Origin of the sequence: Acerihabitans arboris (assembly GCF_010131535.1) — a bacterium.
In the GTDB taxonomy this organism is placed as follows: Bacteria; Pseudomonadota; Gammaproteobacteria; order Enterobacterales; family Enterobacteriaceae; genus Acerihabitans; species Acerihabitans arboris.
On the sequence record NZ_WUBS01000011.1, the window covers coordinates 111,577 to 130,877 of the forward strand.

The 19,301-nt window shown below is 48.7% G+C and carries 20 protein-coding genes; 3 read left to right on the top strand and 17 right to left on the bottom strand.

The window, feature by feature from the left end:
- Positions 1-25 precede the first annotated feature (25 nt).
- From GRH90_RS15980 to GRH90_RS16010, 7 genes are all read right to left on the bottom strand, one after another.
- Positions 26-952 (bottom strand): DUF1281 domain-containing protein, encoded by a 927-nt coding sequence (locus tag GRH90_RS15980; RefSeq protein ID WP_162366956.1) that lies wholly within the window; start codon positions 950-952, stop codon positions 26-28.
- Positions 953-1,143: 191 nt separating this feature from the next.
- The gene (locus GRH90_RS15985; protein ID WP_162366957.1) at positions 1,144-2,169 is read right to left on the bottom strand and encodes an ArdC family protein; all 1,026 of its coding nucleotides are present in this window, start codon (positions 2,167-2,169) and stop codon (positions 1,144-1,146) included.
- A gap of 138 nt (positions 2,170-2,307) precedes the next feature.
- Positions 2,308-2,748 (bottom strand): antirestriction protein, encoded by a 441-nt coding sequence (locus tag GRH90_RS15990; RefSeq protein ID WP_162366958.1) that lies wholly within the window; start codon positions 2,746-2,748, stop codon positions 2,308-2,310.
- A 128-nt stretch (positions 2,749-2,876) separates the two neighbouring features.
- Positions 2,877-3,482: a hypothetical protein gene (locus GRH90_RS15995; protein WP_162366959.1), complete on the bottom strand. Its 606-nt coding sequence runs from the start codon at positions 3,480-3,482 to the stop codon at positions 2,877-2,879.
- 73 nt (positions 3,483-3,555) lie between these two features.
- Complete coding sequence (locus tag GRH90_RS16000) at positions 3,556-3,864, bottom strand: hypothetical protein (RefSeq protein ID WP_162366960.1); 309 nt, start codon at positions 3,862-3,864, stop codon at positions 3,556-3,558.
- Positions 3,865-3,945: 81 nt separating this feature from the next.
- On the bottom strand, positions 3,946-4,308 hold the full coding sequence (locus GRH90_RS16005) for a hypothetical protein (protein ID WP_162366961.1): 363 nt from the start codon (positions 4,306-4,308) through the stop codon (positions 3,946-3,948).
- Between the two features lie 140 nt (positions 4,309-4,448).
- Positions 4,449-4,808: a hypothetical protein gene (locus tag GRH90_RS16010; protein WP_162366962.1), complete on the bottom strand. Its 360-nt coding sequence runs from the start codon at positions 4,806-4,808 to the stop codon at positions 4,449-4,451.
- Between the two features lie 716 nt (positions 4,809-5,524).
- On the opposite strand from GRH90_RS16010, the gene GRH90_RS16015 reads away from it, so the two are divergent.
- Entirely contained in the window at positions 5,525-6,850 is a 1,326-nt protein-coding gene (locus GRH90_RS16015; RefSeq protein ID WP_246236091.1) for a hypothetical protein, read from the top strand.
- 264 nt (positions 6,851-7,114) lie between these two features.
- Here the strand turns inward: GRH90_RS16015 and GRH90_RS16020 are convergent, their stop codons facing one another.
- The gene (locus GRH90_RS16020) at positions 7,115-8,005 is read right to left on the bottom strand and encodes an integrase domain-containing protein (protein WP_162366963.1); all 891 of its coding nucleotides are present in this window, start codon (positions 8,003-8,005) and stop codon (positions 7,115-7,117) included.
- A gap of 915 nt (positions 8,006-8,920) precedes the next feature.
- Between GRH90_RS16020 and GRH90_RS16025 the strand changes: the two genes are divergently transcribed.
- Together GRH90_RS16025 and GRH90_RS16030 are read left to right on the top strand one after the other, a co-directional pair.
- The gene (locus tag GRH90_RS16025) at positions 8,921-10,042 is read left to right on the top strand and encodes a GPW/gp25 family protein (protein ID WP_162366964.1); all 1,122 of its coding nucleotides are present in this window, start codon (positions 8,921-8,923) and stop codon (positions 10,040-10,042) included.
- 353 nt (positions 10,043-10,395) lie between these two features.
- Entirely contained in the window at positions 10,396-10,656 is a 261-nt protein-coding gene (locus GRH90_RS16030; protein WP_162366965.1) for a hypothetical protein, read from the top strand.
- Positions 10,657-10,769: 113 nt separating this feature from the next.
- Here GRH90_RS16030 and GRH90_RS16035 read toward each other — a convergent pair.
- The 9 genes from GRH90_RS16035 to GRH90_RS16075 all read right to left on the bottom strand — a co-directional run bounded on the left by GRH90_RS16035 (position 10,770) and on the right by GRH90_RS16075 (position 19,188).
- Positions 10,770-12,283, bottom strand: a protein-coding gene (locus tag GRH90_RS16035) for an IS3 family transposase (protein WP_162366966.1) whose coding sequence is annotated in 2 segments (ribosomal slippage) — positions 10,770-11,830 and positions 11,830-12,283 — 1,515 coding nt in all. Because the reading frame shifts where the segments join, the coding sequence is not laid out codon by codon here.
- Between the two features lie 45 nt (positions 12,284-12,328).
- Positions 12,329-13,834: a conjugal transfer protein TraG N-terminal domain-containing protein gene (locus GRH90_RS16040; RefSeq protein WP_162366967.1), complete on the bottom strand. Its 1,506-nt coding sequence runs from the start codon at positions 13,832-13,834 to the stop codon at positions 12,329-12,331.
- Positions 13,835-13,844: 10 nt separating this feature from the next.
- The gene (locus tag GRH90_RS16045; RefSeq protein ID WP_162366968.1) at positions 13,845-14,195 is read right to left on the bottom strand and encodes a hypothetical protein; all 351 of its coding nucleotides are present in this window, start codon (positions 14,193-14,195) and stop codon (positions 13,845-13,847) included.
- On the bottom strand, positions 14,192-15,601 hold the full coding sequence (locus tag GRH90_RS16050) for an integrating conjugative element protein (RefSeq protein ID WP_162366969.1): 1,410 nt from the start codon (positions 15,599-15,601) through the stop codon (positions 14,192-14,194). The genes GRH90_RS16045 and GRH90_RS16050 overlap by 4 nt, the downstream gene beginning before the upstream one ends.
- Before the next feature lie 11 nt (positions 15,602-15,612).
- Positions 15,613-16,587, bottom strand: coding sequence for a TIGR03756 family integrating conjugative element protein (locus tag GRH90_RS16055; RefSeq protein ID WP_162366970.1), 975 nt, complete (start codon positions 16,585-16,587; stop codon positions 15,613-15,615).
- Positions 16,584-16,988, bottom strand: coding sequence for a TIGR03757 family integrating conjugative element protein (locus GRH90_RS16060; protein WP_162366971.1), 405 nt, complete (start codon positions 16,986-16,988; stop codon positions 16,584-16,586). The genes GRH90_RS16055 and GRH90_RS16060 overlap by 4 nt, the downstream gene beginning before the upstream one ends.
- A 389-nt stretch (positions 16,989-17,377) precedes the next feature.
- A complete protein-coding gene (locus tag GRH90_RS16065; protein WP_162366972.1) occupies positions 17,378-17,824 on the bottom strand; it encodes an HIT family protein in 447 nt (148 codons plus the stop codon).
- Entirely contained in the window at positions 17,824-18,627 is an 804-nt protein-coding gene (locus tag GRH90_RS16070; RefSeq protein WP_162366973.1) for a macro domain-containing protein, read from the bottom strand. Before GRH90_RS16070 ends, GRH90_RS16065 begins: the two co-directional genes overlap by 1 nt.
- Before the next feature lie 51 nt (positions 18,628-18,678).
- A complete protein-coding gene (locus GRH90_RS16075; RefSeq protein WP_162366974.1) occupies positions 18,679-19,188 on the bottom strand; it encodes a TIR domain-containing protein in 510 nt (169 codons plus the stop codon).
- Positions 19,189-19,301 lie beyond the last annotated feature (113 nt).

A 19,301-nucleotide genomic window follows, 5' to 3' on the forward strand; every position in this document is an offset into this window, starting at 1 on the left:
TAAGGCAGGATGGCCAGCTATCACGTTACGCCTCCTTGCTGAGCAACAGACTTCCCTGTTCGGCAACCAACGTGGATTCAGCAGGGTAAGGACTCAGCGCGTTAGATAACGGACCGGCGCCATACTCTGCGCTATCTACATGGTCCCCGCGGTCAAAACAGTCATAGCCACGAATGCCATTGACCGGCTCTTGGTACCAATGACGGATTTCACAGTCGAAAACGGCCGAAAGCTCCCCCATCACTTCGCTGGACGGCGGGTATGACGGCGTATCAAACTCCAGCCGCAGGCTGTTGATCCGGTCTCGATACCAGAGAACGTTGTGGCCTGACGGCCACTCGGTACCATAAAGTTGGCTATAAAGACTGCCGGTGGTGGGTATTCCGGCCAACAGCCGGCCATTGCCGTTTAGCTCTGCGGCCAGGCGTGAAGGAAGCACCATCAACATGTCGCAGTTGCAGGCACATTCCGGCATTATCCCCAGTCGCTCCCAGCACGCGCTGCCATCGATGTAATATGACCAGTTGGCCACACCAAACCAGTCAGCGTATTGACGCACCATGAGCTGCGTCATTACCTGGCGCGCGTCGACGGGAAGAGACTCCCATTTTACCGACGCGATACCCGACTGCAGGTAGATGCGATCAATCTGGCGGATAACCTCCGCATTGAACGCTGGATCCTGTTGCAGCAACTCCAGCCAGTATTGAAACGCCTGGTTCTGCGCCACCGCCGAGCCGGTACCGTGAGAAACCAGCCCAGGGAAAGGGCGATACTCCATCGGTTTCACCGGTTTTAGTATCCCCGCCGCGCCGGCCAGAAACAGCCGAATACTCTGTTGGACCGCATGGCGGTACTGAGGTATTTCCTGTCCCGTCACCCACTGCTGCATGACATCAACAAAAACAGAACGACCGGTGATTTCCAGACGATTTTTGCACCATTCAAACATAGTTACTGCTCCTCTTTTGGACATAAAAAAGAGGGAGCCGCCCACCGGGGGCAGGTCTCCCCCGATGGGTAATGTTGTTACAGGATGACTAGCACCCGCACTCCAGGTGGCTGGCTCTCGTTAAAGTTGTGCCAGCCTGCCGGGCGGCAATCAGCTTATCGCCTTATTCAGGTGAAAAAATGCCGCTGATGTCAGGCCACTTTTGCGGCCGGCAATACCTGACCCGCATCGGTCTGTGGGTTAAGAAGGAACTCTGTGGCCTCGCGCGCCTGTCGGCAGGCCCGGAACAACGCCTTTTTGTCCGCTTGGAGATGCTTGAGCCAACCGGCAACGTAACTGTCATGTTGCACCTCGCCGTACACGCCGAGCTCGGCACAAAGAAACGCGCTGCCCATTTCCGCTATCAACTCCTCGACGCAATAAATCGGATCGCCAAACTTTCGCGTTGAGGACGTGATGCCTTCGCGGTTGAGACGTGTCTCATGGCCACTGGCGTGGACCAGTTCGTGAAGCAAGGTGGACCAATAATCCGCTTCGGTAAAAAACTGGCTGGGCATGGGCATCACAATTTCGTCCCTTGCCGGCCAGTAATACGCCCGATTTTGTCTCAGCGAGGTGGACTTCACGCCGCTGGCGTTGAATATGGCCAACACCCGGTTCATCACCGGCGCACTGAGCGTGTCGGTTTCCTCCTGCGTCATGTGTTTGGCCGGTTGCCCCGCCATCTGCTCCGGCAGGCCTTCGCATTGTTCCGTATTGAACAGCTGAAGAGACCTCAGCATGGCGCGAGATTCCATTAGCGGTTTGCCTTTGTCATCAAACAGCTTGTTGCCGTTGTTATCTTCAGCCTGTTTTTCAAACGGCTTAAACACCACGGCAAGGCTGCTGGTCTCACCTTTAAGCACCTGGCCACCGGCCTGTTGTGCCTGGTTGTAGGTAAGCCAGCGATCGGAGCGAAAACCACGCTCCTCGGCGGCCATCCACAACAGCGGGATATTCACCCCACTGTACGCACGTCCCGTGATTGCATTCGCCGGCAGCGAACTGCCGACCTGCTTTTCTGCCGATCGCCATGGCTTACGCCAAGGCACGGTACCCTTTTCCAGGGCGGCGATGATTTTGTCGGTTACCGTTTGGTATAAATCCTCCCGAGCCGATGGCCGGCGAGAAGATTTATGGCGTTTAGGGGGTTTGGCCAATGTTGTCGAGTGATTCATGATGATGCTCCTTCTATGAAAAAAGGGAGTCATCCCCTGACGGGACAACTCCCGTTCAGGGTGGATAATGATTGCCGGCAAAAATAATGCCAGCAGACGTTAAAAGATGAGGATTATTGCCCTATCATCGGTTTTCGATTAGTCGATGGCGGCCAAAATTGCCGCCGCCTCGACATGCTCCAATGCAAAATCACGCAGGGCATGATAGGCATCTACATCAACGTCACGCTCGGTGGTCCAGCAAATCTCTCCCTGGGCATACAGCGAGATAGTGATGCCAAAAGTTTCAGCGGTCATGGCGCCATCGTAATAATTACCCGGCACGCACACATGATAATTCTGCTGAGTTTTGGGGGTCATAAACCACCCGCCGTTCGATAGCAGCCATGTTTGCCATAAGTCGCCGTGATAATCTTCGCTAAGCGCCTGGGCATACTTAAAAACAATGCGGTGTCGAGCAAAGGAGGAAAGCACCTGAGCCAGCGTGCTGTTTTTATGAAGCTCGTTAAAGGTCACCGCTCGGGCGGTGATCTTTGGGTGGATTATATTAGCATCGGTAATCTTTACTGACTCACCCATGATATGCATTCTCCTGTAAGGCGAAACTTATCCCAAAGGGACAGGTCCCGCAGGGATAATTAACGCCGGGTCTTTTAAAATCGTTGGTTAACAACCCAGGGTTATCAATAATGGCTAAATGGAAAAATTTAACGGATAAAAGAGTAGGTTCGGACCTCACCCTCGGTGGTTACCGAGCTGATGCGGTCTTTGATCCTTGCGACTGCGCGGGCAAACTGTTCGCGATCGTCAGGCTTGGCGCGTTTGCAATCGAGCCTGATAACCTGGTCGAGCACATATAACGACGTTTGGCGCCAGGCGGCTATTTCGCGTTGACCAACACAGGCGCAGAAGTGTCGATGTGTCTGGTCAAACAAACGCTCGATGCCGTTGCGGTATTCCGCTACCCGAACCCACACCTTTTCAGGCGGCCGGGTTTCTTTCAGCACGGTAGTACCAGAGGGTGTCATAAACAAATCGTGATGTTCGTTAATAACCGCATTCCAATTATCTTGGGAAATGTAGGTCAAAAAAGAATATTCCGTTTCCGGGATCAGTGCATTAGCGTGTTTTTCCCAGTCATCATCATGACGGGGATCGCACCCTGCAGCGTAAGCCCGGAGCCACTCGCCTGGGTTATTGTCATCCGGCACCCGGATAAAAATTCCAAAGGCCTTTTCCAAAATTAGAGGCCGCTGACAACCGCCCGTCATCATGAGCGCGCGCCGCAGGTTGGTTGAGGTAAAACGAATCATATAACTTCTCCTGAAAATTGGCGGAGAAGCCCCCGGAGGGCAGCTCCTCCGGGTAGGTGAAATGAGGGTTAAATCAGTTAAAACCGTAGCGATACAACGCCAACTCCCGTGCCATTCTACGTGCAGCTTTCATTGCCTTACGTGAAGAGCGCCAGTGGCCGAACGTAGCGTATTTTCGAATCTGCCAGTCGCGGGAGCTAAAGCCGGTTCGGCATGATACCGTTGCGGTGAACAACCCCTTGCCATTCGGCAAGACTTCCGGCCGGAAACTCAGCTGACCGGTGCGATTATTGAACCACTCGCTGTTCTGACTCCCCAGTGCCTCAGAAAGACGATCCAGGGTGACAGCAGCGTGACGTAAAGCAGAGATGATGATTCTCATGGTCTTCTCCTACAGTGAAGCGGAGAAACCTTCACCCAAACGGGGGGAAAATTTCCCCGCGTGGGTGATATGTGGGTTAAATCAGTTAAACCCGTCATCGCAGTCGTAGGCAGACTTCACGCCGTGACGGAATCCATAATTCCAAGCATCTTCATCTACAGTTTGACCAAGAAGAATGAGCTCAGTGACATACTTTTGAAAAAGATAATCAGGTATCAGATTGGACTCGTAGGCTTCCCCGAGCTGCTCAGCAATCCAAATTATTTCATCGCTCCGAAATGTGAAACCATCCATATCGACCTCATCCGGAATACCGCACAGTTCTAACGCACGAATCGTCAGCAATGACGTCTCAATTTCGGAAACGAGCAGGATGAACTCGATAGTTGAACGGGTACAGGCTTGAATACGCCCGACGGTGATGTCGATGCTGTATAAAGACATAGTATAATCCTCGTCGTAAAGGGACACCTGCCCATAGGGAGCAACGTCCCTGCAGGGTAAGAAAACGTGAAAAACGTGATGGCAATACGCCATGAGGTAGAATAAAAAACGGGGGAAATTTCCCCGCATGGGCGAGTTAATCAGGAAAGCGACGGCTTCATACCCGCCAACCGAGTAATGTCATCAAGCAACATAAGCAACTGGGGGCCAGTGGGCTCAGCGTATGCCTTGATCAAGCCAAGACGTACCGCTGCGCGTTCAATCGCCTGAGCGAATGAGCCACTTTCCACACCGTGGATGATGTGAGTGATCATCCTGCTTTGGTCTACGGCATATTTAGGGTATCCGCCGACCAGCCAGACGGTACGATGTTCATCCACCCTGATGCCTTCAGCGCTCTCAGGGATCAGCACGTTTGATGATGCCCTAGCCACACCATGCCTGATGATGTGGTTGCAGAGATCGATCCGTTGGTCACACGTTAAACGTGAAGATGTCATGGTCAGGCTCCTTCAAAAGAAATGAATGGAACCTTTCCTCACGGGAGTTAGGTCCCGTGATGGGTAAAACGATAAATGACTGGTATGACTATTGGATACCGCGGTGAGTCGTCGAGAAAATCGTGAAGTGAGCCTTAACCCGAAGGTCTCTGTTTTCAAAGGTTAAACAGATTTACCGCCCGAAAGCGCCATCTCTCAGGTCATGATGGCATTGGCATGTGATCACCCGAAGGCGTTCCTCTCAAATCACCGGAACATTGGCAGTTGTCGGAGACAACGTTAGCAAATCAATCGTACACAATTCCTGCAAAACCGGCAAGACCGTCAAGGGTAAGTTTTTCCGCTTATAGGCGAGGAACCCTGTATGTTCGACATGTACTGATGTGATTACCGAGGGAAACTGATACCCTCGCTACTCTGGATCAAATCAGATTGGACAGTCAGCTAACCTAGGTGCCAGAAGCGGGTGTTGCTAGCCTAATGCTATATTCATCTAAATAGAGCTGATCAGTACGTAGGTACATAGGTAGGTTTCATGCTCCGCCACATCAGACTTTCAACCCCATTGAAGGTAACCATCAGCTGAATTTTGGCCGTTAACTCTCGTTTTTTGATGATAGAGAATCCACTTTTTGCTTCAAGTAGGTCGATGAGCAATTTTCTTCAATCGTTATTAAAGTATATAATACCGAGCATGATCATTATGGAGAACTTTGATGAAATTCATTGAACATACTGGTGTCATGGACGATGAGTACGTTTCCCTTGGGCTTGAATGGTTATGCCAAGTGCAAGGTAATAGAAGTACATTCCTATCACGCCTTGAAACAGCACAATATAAATATATTACTTCGACAAATGATCCTGCCTATTTTGGCAAGGATTTTGACATCAAGCTTTATGGGGATGATATTGTCGCGAGCTTCTTTGCTCAGGCGAAATCATTACTTGACAACCGGAGAGTTTATGACGTCAGCATCGCTTCTAATATTATTCCCTGGGTTAAGCAACTTGGAAGAAACTGCCACCTCATTGATGCCATTCCAGGTGCCAAGGATCGTGCCAAGAGAATGTTAGAAGACGAAACGGTCTACCCCGATACTGCCTTGTTTGAGCTGGTTGTAGCTGGAAATTATGCCAATAGGGGATATCAGGTAGAATTTATACCCGAACAGAAAGGTATTGCTAAAACACCGGATCTCAAATACAGGAATCAAGGCGGCAAGGATTTTTATATCGAGTGTAAAAGGTTACAAAAAGGAAAATATGAGACTATTGAAAAACAGCATCATCGGGCATTAATAAACCATACAGAAACGATGAAAATTCTTGAGAAATTCAACCTATGGATGGATATTACTTATAAAGCTGAGGTAAAGGATGTTCCCCATAATTATATTTATGAACATCTCAAGCACTATAGAAAACAGATCTACACCTGGAATGATATTTATGGGCAGGGTGTAGTGAGGCCCGTCAGTCTTTACCCTCTGCTTAGAGACATTCTGATTAATGGGTCCATCATGTTTAATACTAAGTTTGCTCGTCTGATGAAGGGGACTGCCCTGCGCGATGAATATTACAATATCTATGCACGGGCAGAACCAGATGACCGCGACAACCGATTCGTTGAGTTTGTTCACCAAGCTGCGCTTGTGACCTGGCGGTGCGTAAATGAAGCATCTTTTGAGGGTCGTTCGAAATATGTTACTTCACTTCTGAAAACAATCGACGATCAGCTTATGAATTATGGACCCGGCATTGCTCATATTGCCATTGATGTGGATGTGCAAGGTGATGTTGCCGACAAGCGTCGCCAGAAAAATATAGAGGCCATTTCTCGATTTAAGCCGGATTCCAGAATGTGCCGAACGATGGTGCATTACATGGTTCCCAGAATTGATGAAGATTCAGCTTGGATGGTCGATGAGACTTCAGATGAATTTCTGAATTACCCTCCTGGACTTGGTATCACACCTCGGGTTGCTGTTTTTACGGACTCCGAAACCCTTGACAATGACCTGCCTGGATGGCGCCAATAACCGTTATCTGAGCAGATATGGCTGGCCTTTTTCGCTAAATATCCTCCTACTTTAAACCCGAAAATAGGCACCAATTCACAAGATAAATTATGTAGTGGAAACGTACCCCCACCACGTTTAATCGAATCACAGGTCTATCTCTTGTATCGGTATTATTAGTTAACTTCCGCTTTTCGCTCTTAGCCGACGGTCAGTTTTAGCCGTAACTTGCCCAGAACACCGTAAAATTAAGCAACGGCTAATCTATATGATATGACTGAAATTTTACTCTTCACCCCACACTTTGTTATATACCCGAGCAACATATTGACCTCTTCCATCACCATGACCAAGATCCATCGAGACTAATGCTTCCGCCTCTTTCTGACTAAATCCATTTTTGATATAGTGCTCAGTAGCGTCTCGCGAGTATGCATAGCGTAAGCTGTGAGGCGCATATTTTCCGACTAGTCCTGCATCTCTAACAATATTACGATAATGTTCGATTGCCAGGTGAACACCTGGTTTGTCAATTAATTTTCCATTGTTACCCTCGGCAATTTTTATTGCGTTATTGACTATTCTGATCAATGCATTCCTATCTATTATTGTTGTATCTCTTGCTCGCCCCCCTTTGGTACCAAAAACTATGCGTATTTTTTCCTGCCCATTGATGATAGCTTTTTGCCATGTTTTTAAAGATTTCACCGATTGAATCGTTTCCTCAGTTCTTAACCCAAGATGGCGGGATAATTCCATTGCCACAGCGGCCCCAGCATCAACGTCCCGTACTTTATCAAGAACACTTTCGTAAACATCACTAGGAATCGCGGCTTTTGTACCTTCACGGCTTGCCCCAGAAATACCCAATGCGTTATTGCTCAATAGTTCGTGTGCGGGATTTGCCATGAAGGTTTTTCCTGCCATGCGCAGAACGGCACGTATCGCTGCCATTTCATTTTGCATGGTTCTTTTCGAAATTTTTTCAGCCAGACGACTTCTCACATACAATGCGATATGACTGGTTTTTAAATTACCGGCATCACGAATCTGGATATTCATTTTTAATAAACTGTCGGCTAACCGATCCGCAATTTTCATACGGTCGGAAACCGTTTTAAAACTTCCACCAGCCTGACGGGCGAGCGTCACCAGGTTTTTATTTAGTTTTGCCATGATCTCTCCTGATTACCATGAGGTGAGTTACGTATTCCGTCTGTGTGAACGGAATACGTAACTCACCGTTTCCCCACGGCTATAGGTACCCTAAAAATTTCACCCCGACGTCACGGTTTAATTTGCGCTTCCAGCGTCTCAACAGGCATCTGTGCATCGGGGCGGCGAAATGTTGAGTTATTACGAGGCTCCCCAGGTCTCAGACCTGTTCGCGGCTTACGCCGGGCTGATTTGCATCAGTCTACCTCCACACACCAGTCTCCTGGTGTCGCCATCGATGTCGTGTCGATTTACCTCCTTTCATTTATGAATTGTCTTCATGCGGTTCTTCCGCTGGTAAGACAGTTGGTTGATTAATGACCCGCATGACGGCGAAACGTATTGTTATACGTTTTGAATCCGTCACTACGTGTTGGTCAGATGGTAGAAATGTCGTTGAAGTCGCAGTACGTCAGTACTGCCAGTTGTGCGCTGCGCGCGTCACTTGGTACTCGTTTCACTCGTTCGCAAGTGACGCCGCGCTCCGCTGCTCTCAATGCGTACGTGGAATATGCCAAATGTTCCAAATGGCATACTCACGGTCCGCAAAGTTCGCAACCGGCAGCTGACGTCAAAGATCAAAGCGTAGAGAGTGAAATGTATCGGGGACGTGCCTACGCAGAAGAACTGTGCGCCGGCAGATTGAAGTGAAGTAGACCTTTATCGCGATTGCGATCCTCGTTCTCAAAGGTTAAACGAGGTTACCGCCCGAAGGCGCCACCTCTCAGGTTATGGTGGCATTGGCATGTGATCACCCGAAAGCGTCCCTCTCAGACCACGGGGACATTGGCATGTTGCTGAAGCAACGGTACAACGCTGGTATAGTAGATCATCAATAACGCGACGAGCAAGATCCTTATCAAGGAATTTTACTAAATGGCTAAAACAAATCGGGATGAATTTCTTAAACCCATCAGGCAAGCGCTTGCTGCTCGAGCTGGCCATAAATGCTCTTTTGCTGGATGCGATTGCCCAACATCTGGCCCCAGTGAAGAGTCAGATGAATCATCAACTTCTATTGGTGTTGCGGCACATATTCATGCGGCGGCGCCAGGGGGTCCAAGATATCTAGAATCTATGACCGCCGGTCAAAGAAAAAGTATTAATAATGGAATCTGGTTATGTGCGAATCATAGTATTGAAATCGATAGGGATGCAACACGATATAGCGCTGATGAATTGAAAAGAATGAAAATTCAGAGAGAACAAAAAGCTGCTGAGGAATTAAGCAGGAACTCTGTAAGTAATTCAGTCTCCGACTTATTCGAAATTGGCCCAAATATAATTGGGCTTGGCGAACTGATAGGTTCATCTAGCACTAATTGGATAATACAACTTGAACATTTCTTGGCTGGAGATATTTTCACACTCAATAATTTTATAAGCTCTTTTCAGGATCTGAGATCATACGATCGTTACTTATTAGTCAATGAACTTGGTGACGGGAGAGAATTATCTTCTGCACCAGAATGGAAAAAAATAAATGGCCAGTATTTTATTACCTGTCCAATAAAAAATGACTTCCCAAGAATTCCCGCCCAAGACTTAGGTACGGACATTGCTTTAAATAATTCACATGACATTTTCATTACTAATGGTGACTTGACAACAGTCTCTGGTCTTGATGCGTTACCACAAAAACTTAAAATTAATCTTTCTTTAATGCGTGGAGAAAGTGTGTTTCACCCAAACTATGGTTCACGTTTGAAATTATTTTTCGATAATTACAGAGATACCGCATGGTTAAATAGATTATTTAAACTGGATGTAATACGCATGGCATCGATTCCATACAATGATGATAATATTAACTTCGAAATATCAACCCCTCTCAAATGTGTCACACGCGTAAATAATGTATTTATTCACGACGAAGAAAGAAAGGATAATTGGCTCCCTATAGATTTCGATCTAGATATCAAAGGTATCGGGAATTGGAAAAACAAATTATCTATACATGTCATGCTCGATCCTAACTCGATGATCACGGTAGGCTAACGGCAGGCATAATTACCTTCGTCGATAATCTGCGCAACCGTAAAGCCCATACCATCGGCAATTCATCAGGCGCATGGTTGGTGGTAGAGATGGTCAAACACTATCCTGACCGCTCATCATCACTACTTATTGATGGTTAGGATGCTGTAAATGGTCGGACAAATAGGAAAATGAAACATTTTGTTTCTAAGACTTTTTGGAATCTGAATAAAAAAAGTACCAAAATTTATCGTGTGGATTTCTCCTTGGGGCAAGTCTTCATTCCAGTCATTACGGTGTTCTAAACGCTCGCTTTTCATCCACTTCGTATGTTATATTTACTGCATAGGCGGTAAGCATATTCGGGTGTGTTTATGGATAAAACCAGTGATGTAAAAGATATGGGTCGGGGTTCTGATTGGGACAACGAGCTACAAAATCTTGACAAGAATTCACCAAGTGCTGACATCAAAGCTGCCGTCCAGGCTTCTGTAAAGGCAGCTGGTCTTATAGCATCCTTTATCGCACCTATTGCCGCCAAGAAGCGTAAAAACATTGAAGATCTTGGCGAGGGCTACAGAGACGGGCATAGTGGCTATGGATTTTATTTTGGTGATATAAGAAACGATGACTAGCGACTATTGCAGAACGCAAGAGTCGCTAGCCTCGTTGTTATTTTATTCCTTTTGTAACAGCTGTTGTTGCAGCATCCCGGTCAGTGTCAAGGTTGTTGTCACCCCCTGCTGATTTAGGCTGCCTGTTTTTCCTGCTCAGGATTGAGTGTCACGGTACTTATTGGCTGCCAGTTTCTTGTCTCTCCTGACCAGCGTTCTGGATGCACCGCCTGCGCCGCTCGGTATACCTCATCCCGCCGCATCAGTATCTCCCGGTCATCGCCTCGGTGGCACTGCGCCGGCGTCACGTAGCGAATACCGCTGTGATAGTGCTTTTCGTTATACCAACGCGTAAAAACACCCACCCACTCACGCGCCTCCTCCAGTGTACCGAACCCGCCCGAGGGCCATTGCGGCACGTATTTCACCGTCCGGAACAGCGACTCCACATAGGCATTATCATTACTGACACGGGGTCGGCTGTGCGATGGCGTGATTTTCAGCTCTTCCAGCTTTACGTTCAGCGTTTGAGACTTCATCGCCGCGCCATTGTCCGCGTGCAACACCAGGGGCTGCCGGTAGCAGCGTTCACTCAACACCGTGCGCTCCATCAGTGACGCAGCCCACTCGCCGCTTTCTTCCTCATGGACTTCTTGACCCACGATTTTCCGGCTGAAGATGTCTTCCACCATATACAGGTAATACCAGCGACCTTTCACCACCGACGGCAACCAGGTAATATCCCAGGTGTACACTTGGTTTGGTCCGGTCGCTTTCCAGGTCGTCGCGGGACGGACCTGGTGACTGGTCTGTTGCCGTCCTCGGCGGTGTACCTCGCCGTGGCGCCGCAGTATCCGGTAAAAAGTCGATTCGCTGGCCAGATAAATGCCTTCATCCGCCAGGCGCGGCACGATTTGCGACGGCGGCAGGCTGGCATAGTCCGATCGATGACACACCGCCAATATCTGCTGCTCTTCCTCTGACGTTAACCGGTTGCCGGGCACGGGCCTGATAGCGCCGGGCCGACCGTCCTCCACACGCTGATGCCACCGCCGCCAGGTTCGTTCGCTCAGGCTGATTTCCCTGAGCGCCACCGACAGCCTGGCGCCATTTACCATGGCCTCTCGAACATAGCCAATAAGCGTTTCACGTTCGGTGATTGGCGTCAGTCGTCCCCGTCCGTTTCCCCGTAATAATCCCGCAACCGCTTTCGCAGCACCAGTATCGCTGCCGCCTCCGCCAGGGCTTTTTCCTTACGGACCAGTTCCTTTTTCAACTGCTTGTTTTCTTTCTGGACCTGTTTGAGTGCAGCACGGTCATCCACCGGCGGCACCTGTAAAAAAGCCTGTTTCCATTGAGTGATCTGTTCTGGATACAAACCTTTTTTACGGCAGTACGCCGCGATGTCGGTTTCACTGAGTGTGGCGGTCTCGATAATCACCGCCAGGCGGGCTTGCGCCGGCCACTGTTCGCTGTTTTTGTCTGCACCCGGCACTGGTTTGCCCTCTGCTTTAGCCTGACTACGCCAATTATACAAAGTAGCTTCCGATATCCCTTCCATTTGTGCAACAGCGCTGACCGTCATGTTATACGGAGGAAGAAGTTTAGCCAGGGTGGCCGCCTTTCGTTCCGGTGAAATGCGTTTCATAACGTGTCCCCATCGCCCCATTAGAGTTTTCGATGGGGGTGTCATCTATCCTGACACTAGGGGATCCTTTGCCAGCCCACCACCTTGTTGCCCAGCTTCTTGCGGCATACTAGCTCCTTTGGATAATGACTGAGCCATATCACCGATCTTCAGACCTATCCAACTCAGCATACTTAACCAGAACATGGGAAAAATCACATACATCATCCCCAACACCAAATTCATGATCCATCCATCCCTTGGCGAGCTCATAAAATCGGCTATCGGTTCACTGGCAGATAACCCCTGCTCTTGCATGCTGCTGTAGAGGATCGTAATCAGTCGGTCATCAAGCCAGCCGGCTAGCTCCCACCAGAAAGTAATAAATGCCAGTGCAAACAGCGCAAAAGAAATAGTGACGATCGTTTTCGGGTCATAAGCGCTGAACATTATCAGCACCGGGATGACGACAATGATCATCATTTCCAGCAATGCCTGTATCATTGGCAATGCCTGCTTCATGGCATCAAAACCGGGCAACGCCTCCGCTTGTTTAAGGCCAAGCCCTACAGTACCGGCTAGTCGTGTGATATTTCCTGCAAATCCTGAAGTGGAATCATTGCCGCTTACAGCATAGGTATCCCCGCTACCCGACAGCCCAACGTTGCGTGGGCTGACCAGCCAGCGTAGTGCCATTTCTTCCCACTGGTCTTTACTGTACTCCCGCTGCAGTTCCTTTTTGGTCGTGTCATTCAGGTTGGCCAGCACGCGGGTTTTCAGTCCGTTCGTGCCGTCTGACCACCACTGTTTGCAGGTAGGGTAGCCGCCCCGGCCGACGTCGGGATATCCACTGTCCCGGGTATTGTCATAGGGCCACTGACTGCGCGGCTCAGCCGAGGTGTATTGGTCATAATATCCGCTAGTATTGAGAAAATAGCTGCTGCCAATCCAGCCCACCGAGTTGATGGTGGCGTCACTGAGCTGGCTGTTGGTGCTTTTCAGCTTAAAGTAAGAGCGCGAGTAGCACTGGTCAGCAAAGTCCTGTACTTCTTGCAGCACGATCGGGTCGCGGATTTTGGTGTTCTGCACATCAAAGCGCAGTTGCCGCAGCTGGTTGCCGCAGGGTATGGAGGCAATCATCGCCTGCGTGGTGCCTTTCGATACCATATGCAATAAATACCACCACACCGGTACTTCGGCCGTTTTACCGTCAAAATCGTTAACCAGCCCCTTATAGCCGGAGTTTTGTGGTGTTGGCACACTGATGCCGCATTGCTTTGCGCGGGAGCTGTCGAATTTAATGGTACTGATATCCACCGGCAGCAATGGTAAGCAGCAAAACAGCATGACGCAGAAGGACACGTAAATGGCATGCTCGATACGTGGCAACGCCAGCACCCCCTTATTTCCTTCATCCGCGCCTTCTTCGCGGACCTTGAGCCAGATACCCAGTATTTTGAATACCAGCGGCAGCGCGAACAAACCGGTGCTCAGCAGGATTTGCCAGAGCGCATTGTTCAGCATCCAGCCGAACAGCACCATGAAGTATTCAAGAAAACTGTTTGCCGTCATAGCGTTCCCCTTAAGCCAATGCAGAACGCCAGGTGGCGATCTCAGTAACCAGAATAAACGCCGCCGTCATCCACTCCAGCCGGCGTAACGATCCCCCCGCAGAGGTTTTCACCACCTGTACCCGTACCACGCGAAACCATAACCAGCCCAGCATGTTGTATATCAACAGACGCCATGCAAACAGCCAATAACGACCGGCGATCAGCCAGTCGTGTACTTGACGCCCATCCGGGTCATGCTCGAAAAGGACTGATACCAGCAATAACAGGACGGTGACCAGGACCAGTGCCACTATTATACCCAGCGCAAAACGACCGATACGTCCGAGCCAACGTTGATTTTTAGTTTGTCCGACCATCATTGCGCTCCCGACTTTTGGCTCATGTTGCTAAAACCCTGATCCTGGCTGCCGGTATGCTGCTGCAGACGGCTGTCCTGGTTACGGATGCCCTGGCGCTCCAGCGTAGTCAGCAGGCTGTTATTACTGATGGTCTTGCGCAGCTCCATTTCGTTACGCAGCGCGGCCAGCTCACGATCTAACGCATCAATACGGCGGTCCCCTTCGGCCAGCGCCTCAGGCTGGTCGGCCGCGTTTGGCTCCGACTGCCCGGTGGTGATCATCCGCCGCATGGTCAAGCCATTTTCCACCGTATCGGCCATGGCCAGTTCGCCTGCGAGACGTTGAACCAGGGCCGCATTGTCCGGATCGTCTTTCAGCGACTGAATAACGCTCCGGGTAACAACCAGGCTGCCGGTTTTCAGCTTGGCCAGGTTGTCAGCAGTCGGCTGCTCGGTACCGCCGACCAACTTGACCAGCTCTTCCTGATTTGTTTTGGTGGCGTCTTCCAGAATGGGTGAAAAACCGGTGCCTGCCACCGTGCTGCCGGCGGCGTTCTCGTCACCGCCGCTGCTGCACTCACTGGCTTCACGACAGGTACGTATCGAGCGGTCCCCAAGCACTTTCACCACGGCCGCCGCCGCTTCTTCTGAATTTTGATAACGCTGACAGACGCTACCGTTGCAACTGGCAGAGCCGACGGTGCCACTGCTGGTCACCGGCAGGTTGTTCATCATGTTGTAGCCCGCCTTCGCGAGATCGTGCGTGGGCTTGATGGCCGGCTGGCCCGCCCCACCGCGTTTCTGCCCCCCTATCCAGGTTGATCCCTCTTTACCGGTGGCTTTTTGCAGTTTCTTGTCGCTGCTGACCGCATCACCGTCGCTGGATGAAACCACATTTTTGTATTCTTCGGTGACGGCCGCCTGCGTCCATTTATTTCCCATGGTGTAGTCGGCCATTTTGTTGGCCAGGCTCTGGCAGTTCAGTTTCGCTTTATCAAAGCTCAACCCCGCCTGCAGCACACCGTTGGTCAGCATTTCATACAGGCCTGGATTAGAGCGCTGGAGAACCATCGCCGGCATGCTGGATACCGCGCCGGTGGCGCCCTGGATCACCGTCCCCATCAAATCCTTAAAACCGCTGGTCAGCCCGTTGAGCTGGTTGCCGACCGTGGTGTTCAAATCAAAATTGCCGCACATCAAATCACTGCTCCAACCGCCGGTCATGCCCAGGCGCGACATGCTGTTACGTGATGAGGGAGGTGAAATCACCGAACCGCCGCCGATGGAATAAAACAGGCCATCGCTAATGGCACCGCTGGCCGATAGACCGTCGCTGGAGGCTGAAACCGCCGCGCCGGCAGAAACGCCGGCGCTTAACAGAAAGGCCGCAGCGATAAGCTGCAGGGGAAATAGTTGATGCTGTGTCATGGGAAGGGGCCTCATGAAAAATCAGTGCTATAGAGAAATGTCTGGCCACGGCGTTTGCAGCAGCTATAGGGCTGCCACAGCGCCCAGGCATAATTACCGTCTTGGGCGATGGGACCGTTGGTATCGGGGAAAACCGCGCAGGTGGTTGAGAGCGCCGGCGCCAGGCGCTGCCATTTATGATTCTGGGTACCGGTGTTTTCGCGAACCGGGTCGGGTGGCCAATAGCCAGGCGTTGGCTGGCCAACCAGCGGCTGGTAAACATGCAGCTGCCCTTGGCGCGTAATAACATCGGCCACGCGCTGTGCCACCACTGCAGCGGACTTATAGCTATCCTGCTGGGTGACAAACCCGCTGCGGGGATAAATATTGCCCCACATGTCGGCCCCCACCTGGCTACCCAGCTCACGCTGGCCTGGAACCAGCGCCTCCGGATACAGGGATTCCGGCAACCCGCTGCGCCAGACCAGGGCATCAAGCGAACTGATAAAATAGGGCGTGAAAGGCGTGGCGGCAGACTTACAGGAGTAGCCGTCAATCTGACCGCCCATCAGCGAAGCGGCAGGATGGCCATAGGCGTCCGCATAATGAAAATGCAGATTCTGCTTACGCAGTCCAGGCGCCTTCATCTCCTGCTGGCCACCGCCGGTACTGACGCCGGCCAGTGCGCCGGCGATACTGCTTTCAGCCCCGCCGGCCGCTGTGCTAACGGTCGACATTTCCGTCCAGGGGTTCTCGCCGGGACCGCTATAAGCAGAGACCACCGCTTCAGGAATAAAATGCTCAACCTTGACGGAGGTTTTCACTGAACAACCGAACGGTGTGCACAGTAACCAATAACAAATACCTTTTACCTTCCAGCTGATGCAGGAAACGCTGGCAGCACTGGTGACCAGACTGGCGGTGTTGATATTCGCCAGGCATAGACCGCTGCCGGTCAACAGGCTAATTAACAGCACGCGCCGGGTACTCGGGGGGATCAGTGTCATTGATTCACCTCCCGCCAGGCATTCATCTGCTGTGTGGCCACGTCGACGTCGGTGGTGCCGTACACTACCCACTTATCGTCAAACACCACAGCCGGATATTTTTTCAGGCCCAGCGACCAGGCTTTCATCACTCCCTGGTAGGCGACGGCCAATTGCTGCTCACGGGCTTTAAACGTCGGTGAAGCCAGCGTTTCACGCGCCTGCATTTCAGCCTGTTCGGCATCGGACGGCAAAGGGCTGAATAGCTCTACCTGCAGACGGTCAGGTGCATCGAGATAGACGATAGAGATATCTGAGGGCGAAGTGGATATGAGGTGGGTGCCATCGGTATAGATAACCGTGCTGGCACATACCCCTGCTGAAAGGAACAGCGCCGGCAGAAAGCTGATAAGTCTTAACATGGTTCATACTCCTTAAGCGGGTTTCCGTCTAAGGTGCGTTCATTTAGCCTCCAAATCATCAAATAACTCTATTCCAAATCTTAAAAATTATGTAAGTCTTACATGTAGGGAAACGATAAACGAACTTATTGAAAACGAAGTATTATAAATTCTCTGTATATTCATCAATTTACAAATCATTTAGGCATGCATATTTTTTGAACTAAATTTAATATGAAGATAGTGAATGTTTACATGAAAATTGTTATGTATGAATAAACTTAAGATTTGAAATGTGATACAAAATTATTAATTAAGTACAAGATAAAAACTTGAAATTTAATTATCGGTAATTAAGCCAAAAAAAAATCCATTTTTGGGGATATATAAAATACTAACTTACTGTCATTTTACTTTATCGTGAACGCAAGCTTGATTCTGTCACAGATGATATCCGTTTCACTGAGAGTCAATTCTGGTACATCTCCCCAATTAGTACCTCCATTATCAAGAGTGCCTGCAATATGAAAATGTAAATGAGCGATCGATTGACTTGCAGATATACCATTATTTTGCCAAATAGAAACACCTTTCTTGTTGTAAGATTTCACTATCGCCTTTGTTACTTGTCTTAAAGCAATACCTATTTGTGCGAGCTCATCAGAATTAACTTCAATAATTGTTGGGACATGTCGCACAGGTATCACCAATAAATGAGGGTCACCTCTTTGTTCTCTAGTAATTAACACCGCGACTAAATCATCTCGATGAAGGATACTAAAGGGTCTTACTCCATTAAGATAATCACAAAAAGCACAACAATTATTGTCAGGTAATATTATCCTAGTCGAATTCATTATGAACCTCTCAAAGATGAAAGAAAAGACTGTAACTGCATTCTATCAAGTTTATCATATTCTTTATCTTGTACTACAATACGTAGTTCGTCACAAATTTTATGATCTCTAGATGCAAAAATATAAGAGAGAATTATTAGTCTTATAGAGTCTTGGGCAGGAAGTATATTTGACATTCGTGCCTGCCCGCCCCCCAGAACAGGAATTGCGACAGGAGAGCCATTAGCCGTACGAGAGATCTGCTCCCATAAAGCTATGAGGCTTCTCCAGACACCATCGACTGTTCCTTTAGCTTCATTGAATTCATTCATCTCGCAATAAGCCAATAGATATAATAGCCTTGGACTGTGCGTTATGATAGCAGTACTACCAATACCATATTTTAACTTCTTCCCTTTTTTTTCTATTGTAGATATTGGTTTTTTTCCATTGAGGGATTCATTGACTAATTTATCAAATTGCGTTAAATCACCATTAAAGAGTTTATGGAGGACTTGGCCCTGAAGACTATTATTGGAAATGACAGAAGGCGTTTCAGTATCGAAGGTATCACACATACCGATGACAATATGTGACTGTTGCTTTAAAATATCTCCTTTTATTATTTTTACTATTGTTTTAGGTTGTGAATATTCTTGTTCTATAGGCCTAGGCCAAGCTTTGATCAGTCCATAAGACAATGAAATAATAATTAAAAATATAAAAAAATTACCTCCTTCGAATAATATTGAACTTTTGGGGTATACAATCAAAAAAAACTGCATTGTTGCGGAAAAAAAACCAAGACAAGCTAATGATTGCATGAGAAAATGGCGCCAAAAACGCCATTTTAATAGATCATTCAATAAATTCAATTATAGCCCCAAATTTTTATAGCTTTGATCTTTATAATAATATGCGCCTTTATTTGTAGAGGATTTGAAACCTGCGGCATAATTATCAAGGGCATACCTAATTATAGCTGGCTGAAATGAAGTCGAAATTGTATAATATGATTTATCAAGTAATGGCTGCGGTATAAAAGAGGTTTCAACGGCACGACTACCACCTTTATTAGCAATGACTATAGGCAGTTGGAATTCCATTATAATATTTACCTCATGAGATAAAAAAGAATAACCATCTCCACCTTTTTTGCGCGCATCTACAGTGCCAATCAAAACCACTTGTAAAGCGTTCTTTAATCTTTCGCGTAAGTTACGTCGGATAGTTTCTCTTGAGCTTGTGTCTCTAGATATAAATAAATCATGAGCATCATAAAAATCAAAATCAATTTTATCATTATCCCGCCATGCTTCCATCAAACGATAAAGGTGTATATCTTCACTTGCAAAAGCAACGTAAGTTTTATTTCTGTAACTCATAGAGACCTCTTCTAGTGGAAGATTCTCATTCCATTAAATTCCCTTTTTATTTTCAGGTCAACATCTTTACTAACGAATTGAAACACTAACGCGCCTACGGCTTGTTCAACTGG

What these genes read in the sequence shown, in the direction of transcription:
- GRH90_RS16075 (WP_162366974.1), bottom strand. Translation starts at nt 19,188, where the DNA reads ATGAGTTACAGAAATAAAACTTACGTTGCTTTTGCAAGTGAAGATATA.
- GRH90_RS15980 (WP_162366956.1), bottom strand. Translation starts at nt 952, where the DNA reads ATGTTTGAATGGTGCAAAAATCGTCTGGAAATCACCGGTCGTTCTGTT.
- GRH90_RS16055 (WP_162366970.1), bottom strand. Translation starts at nt 16,587, where the DNA reads ATGACACTGATCCCCCCGAGTACCCGGCGCGTGCTGTTAATTAGCCTG.
- GRH90_RS16070 (WP_162366973.1), bottom strand. Translation starts at nt 18,627, where the DNA reads ATGCAATCATTAGCTTGTCTTGGTTTTTTTTCCGCAACAATGCAGTTT.
- GRH90_RS16045 (WP_162366968.1), bottom strand. Translation starts at nt 14,195, where the DNA reads ATGATGGTCGGACAAACTAAAAATCAACGTTGGCTCGGACGTATCGGT.
- GRH90_RS16020 (WP_162366963.1), bottom strand. Translation starts at nt 8,005, where the DNA reads ATGGCAAAACTAAATAAAAACCTGGTGACGCTCGCCCGTCAGGCTGGT.
- GRH90_RS16050 (WP_162366969.1), bottom strand. Translation starts at nt 15,601, where the DNA reads ATGACACAGCATCAACTATTTCCCCTGCAGCTTATCGCTGCGGCCTTT.
- GRH90_RS16025 (WP_162366964.1), top strand. Translation starts at nt 8,921, where the DNA reads ATGGCTAAAACAAATCGGGATGAATTTCTTAAACCCATCAGGCAAGCG.
- GRH90_RS15995 (WP_162366959.1), bottom strand. Translation starts at nt 3,482, where the DNA reads ATGATTCGTTTTACCTCAACCAACCTGCGGCGCGCGCTCATGATGACG.
- GRH90_RS16000 (WP_162366960.1), bottom strand. Translation starts at nt 3,864, where the DNA reads ATGAGAATCATCATCTCTGCTTTACGTCACGCTGCTGTCACCCTGGAT.
- GRH90_RS15990 (WP_162366958.1), bottom strand. Translation starts at nt 2,748, where the DNA reads ATGGGTGAGTCAGTAAAGATTACCGATGCTAATATAATCCACCCAAAG.
- GRH90_RS16005 (WP_162366961.1), bottom strand. Translation starts at nt 4,308, where the DNA reads ATGTCTTTATACAGCATCGACATCACCGTCGGGCGTATTCAAGCCTGT.
- GRH90_RS16040 (WP_162366967.1), bottom strand. Translation starts at nt 13,834, where the DNA reads ATGACGGCAAACAGTTTTCTTGAATACTTCATGGTGCTGTTCGGCTGG.
- GRH90_RS16030 (WP_162366965.1), top strand. Translation starts at nt 10,396, where the DNA reads ATGGATAAAACCAGTGATGTAAAAGATATGGGTCGGGGTTCTGATTGG.
- GRH90_RS15985 (WP_162366957.1), bottom strand. Translation starts at nt 2,169, where the DNA reads ATGAATCACTCGACAACATTGGCCAAACCCCCTAAACGCCATAAATCT.
- GRH90_RS16065 (WP_162366972.1), bottom strand. Translation starts at nt 17,824, where the DNA reads ATGAATTCGACTAGGATAATATTACCTGACAATAATTGTTGTGCTTTT.
- GRH90_RS16015 (WP_246236091.1), top strand. Translation starts at nt 5,525, where the DNA reads ATGAAATTCATTGAACATACTGGTGTCATGGACGATGAGTACGTTTCC.
- GRH90_RS16060 (WP_162366971.1), bottom strand. Translation starts at nt 16,988, where the DNA reads ATGTTAAGACTTATCAGCTTTCTGCCGGCGCTGTTCCTTTCAGCAGGG.
- GRH90_RS16010 (WP_162366962.1), bottom strand. Translation starts at nt 4,808, where the DNA reads ATGACATCTTCACGTTTAACGTGTGACCAACGGATCGATCTCTGCAAC.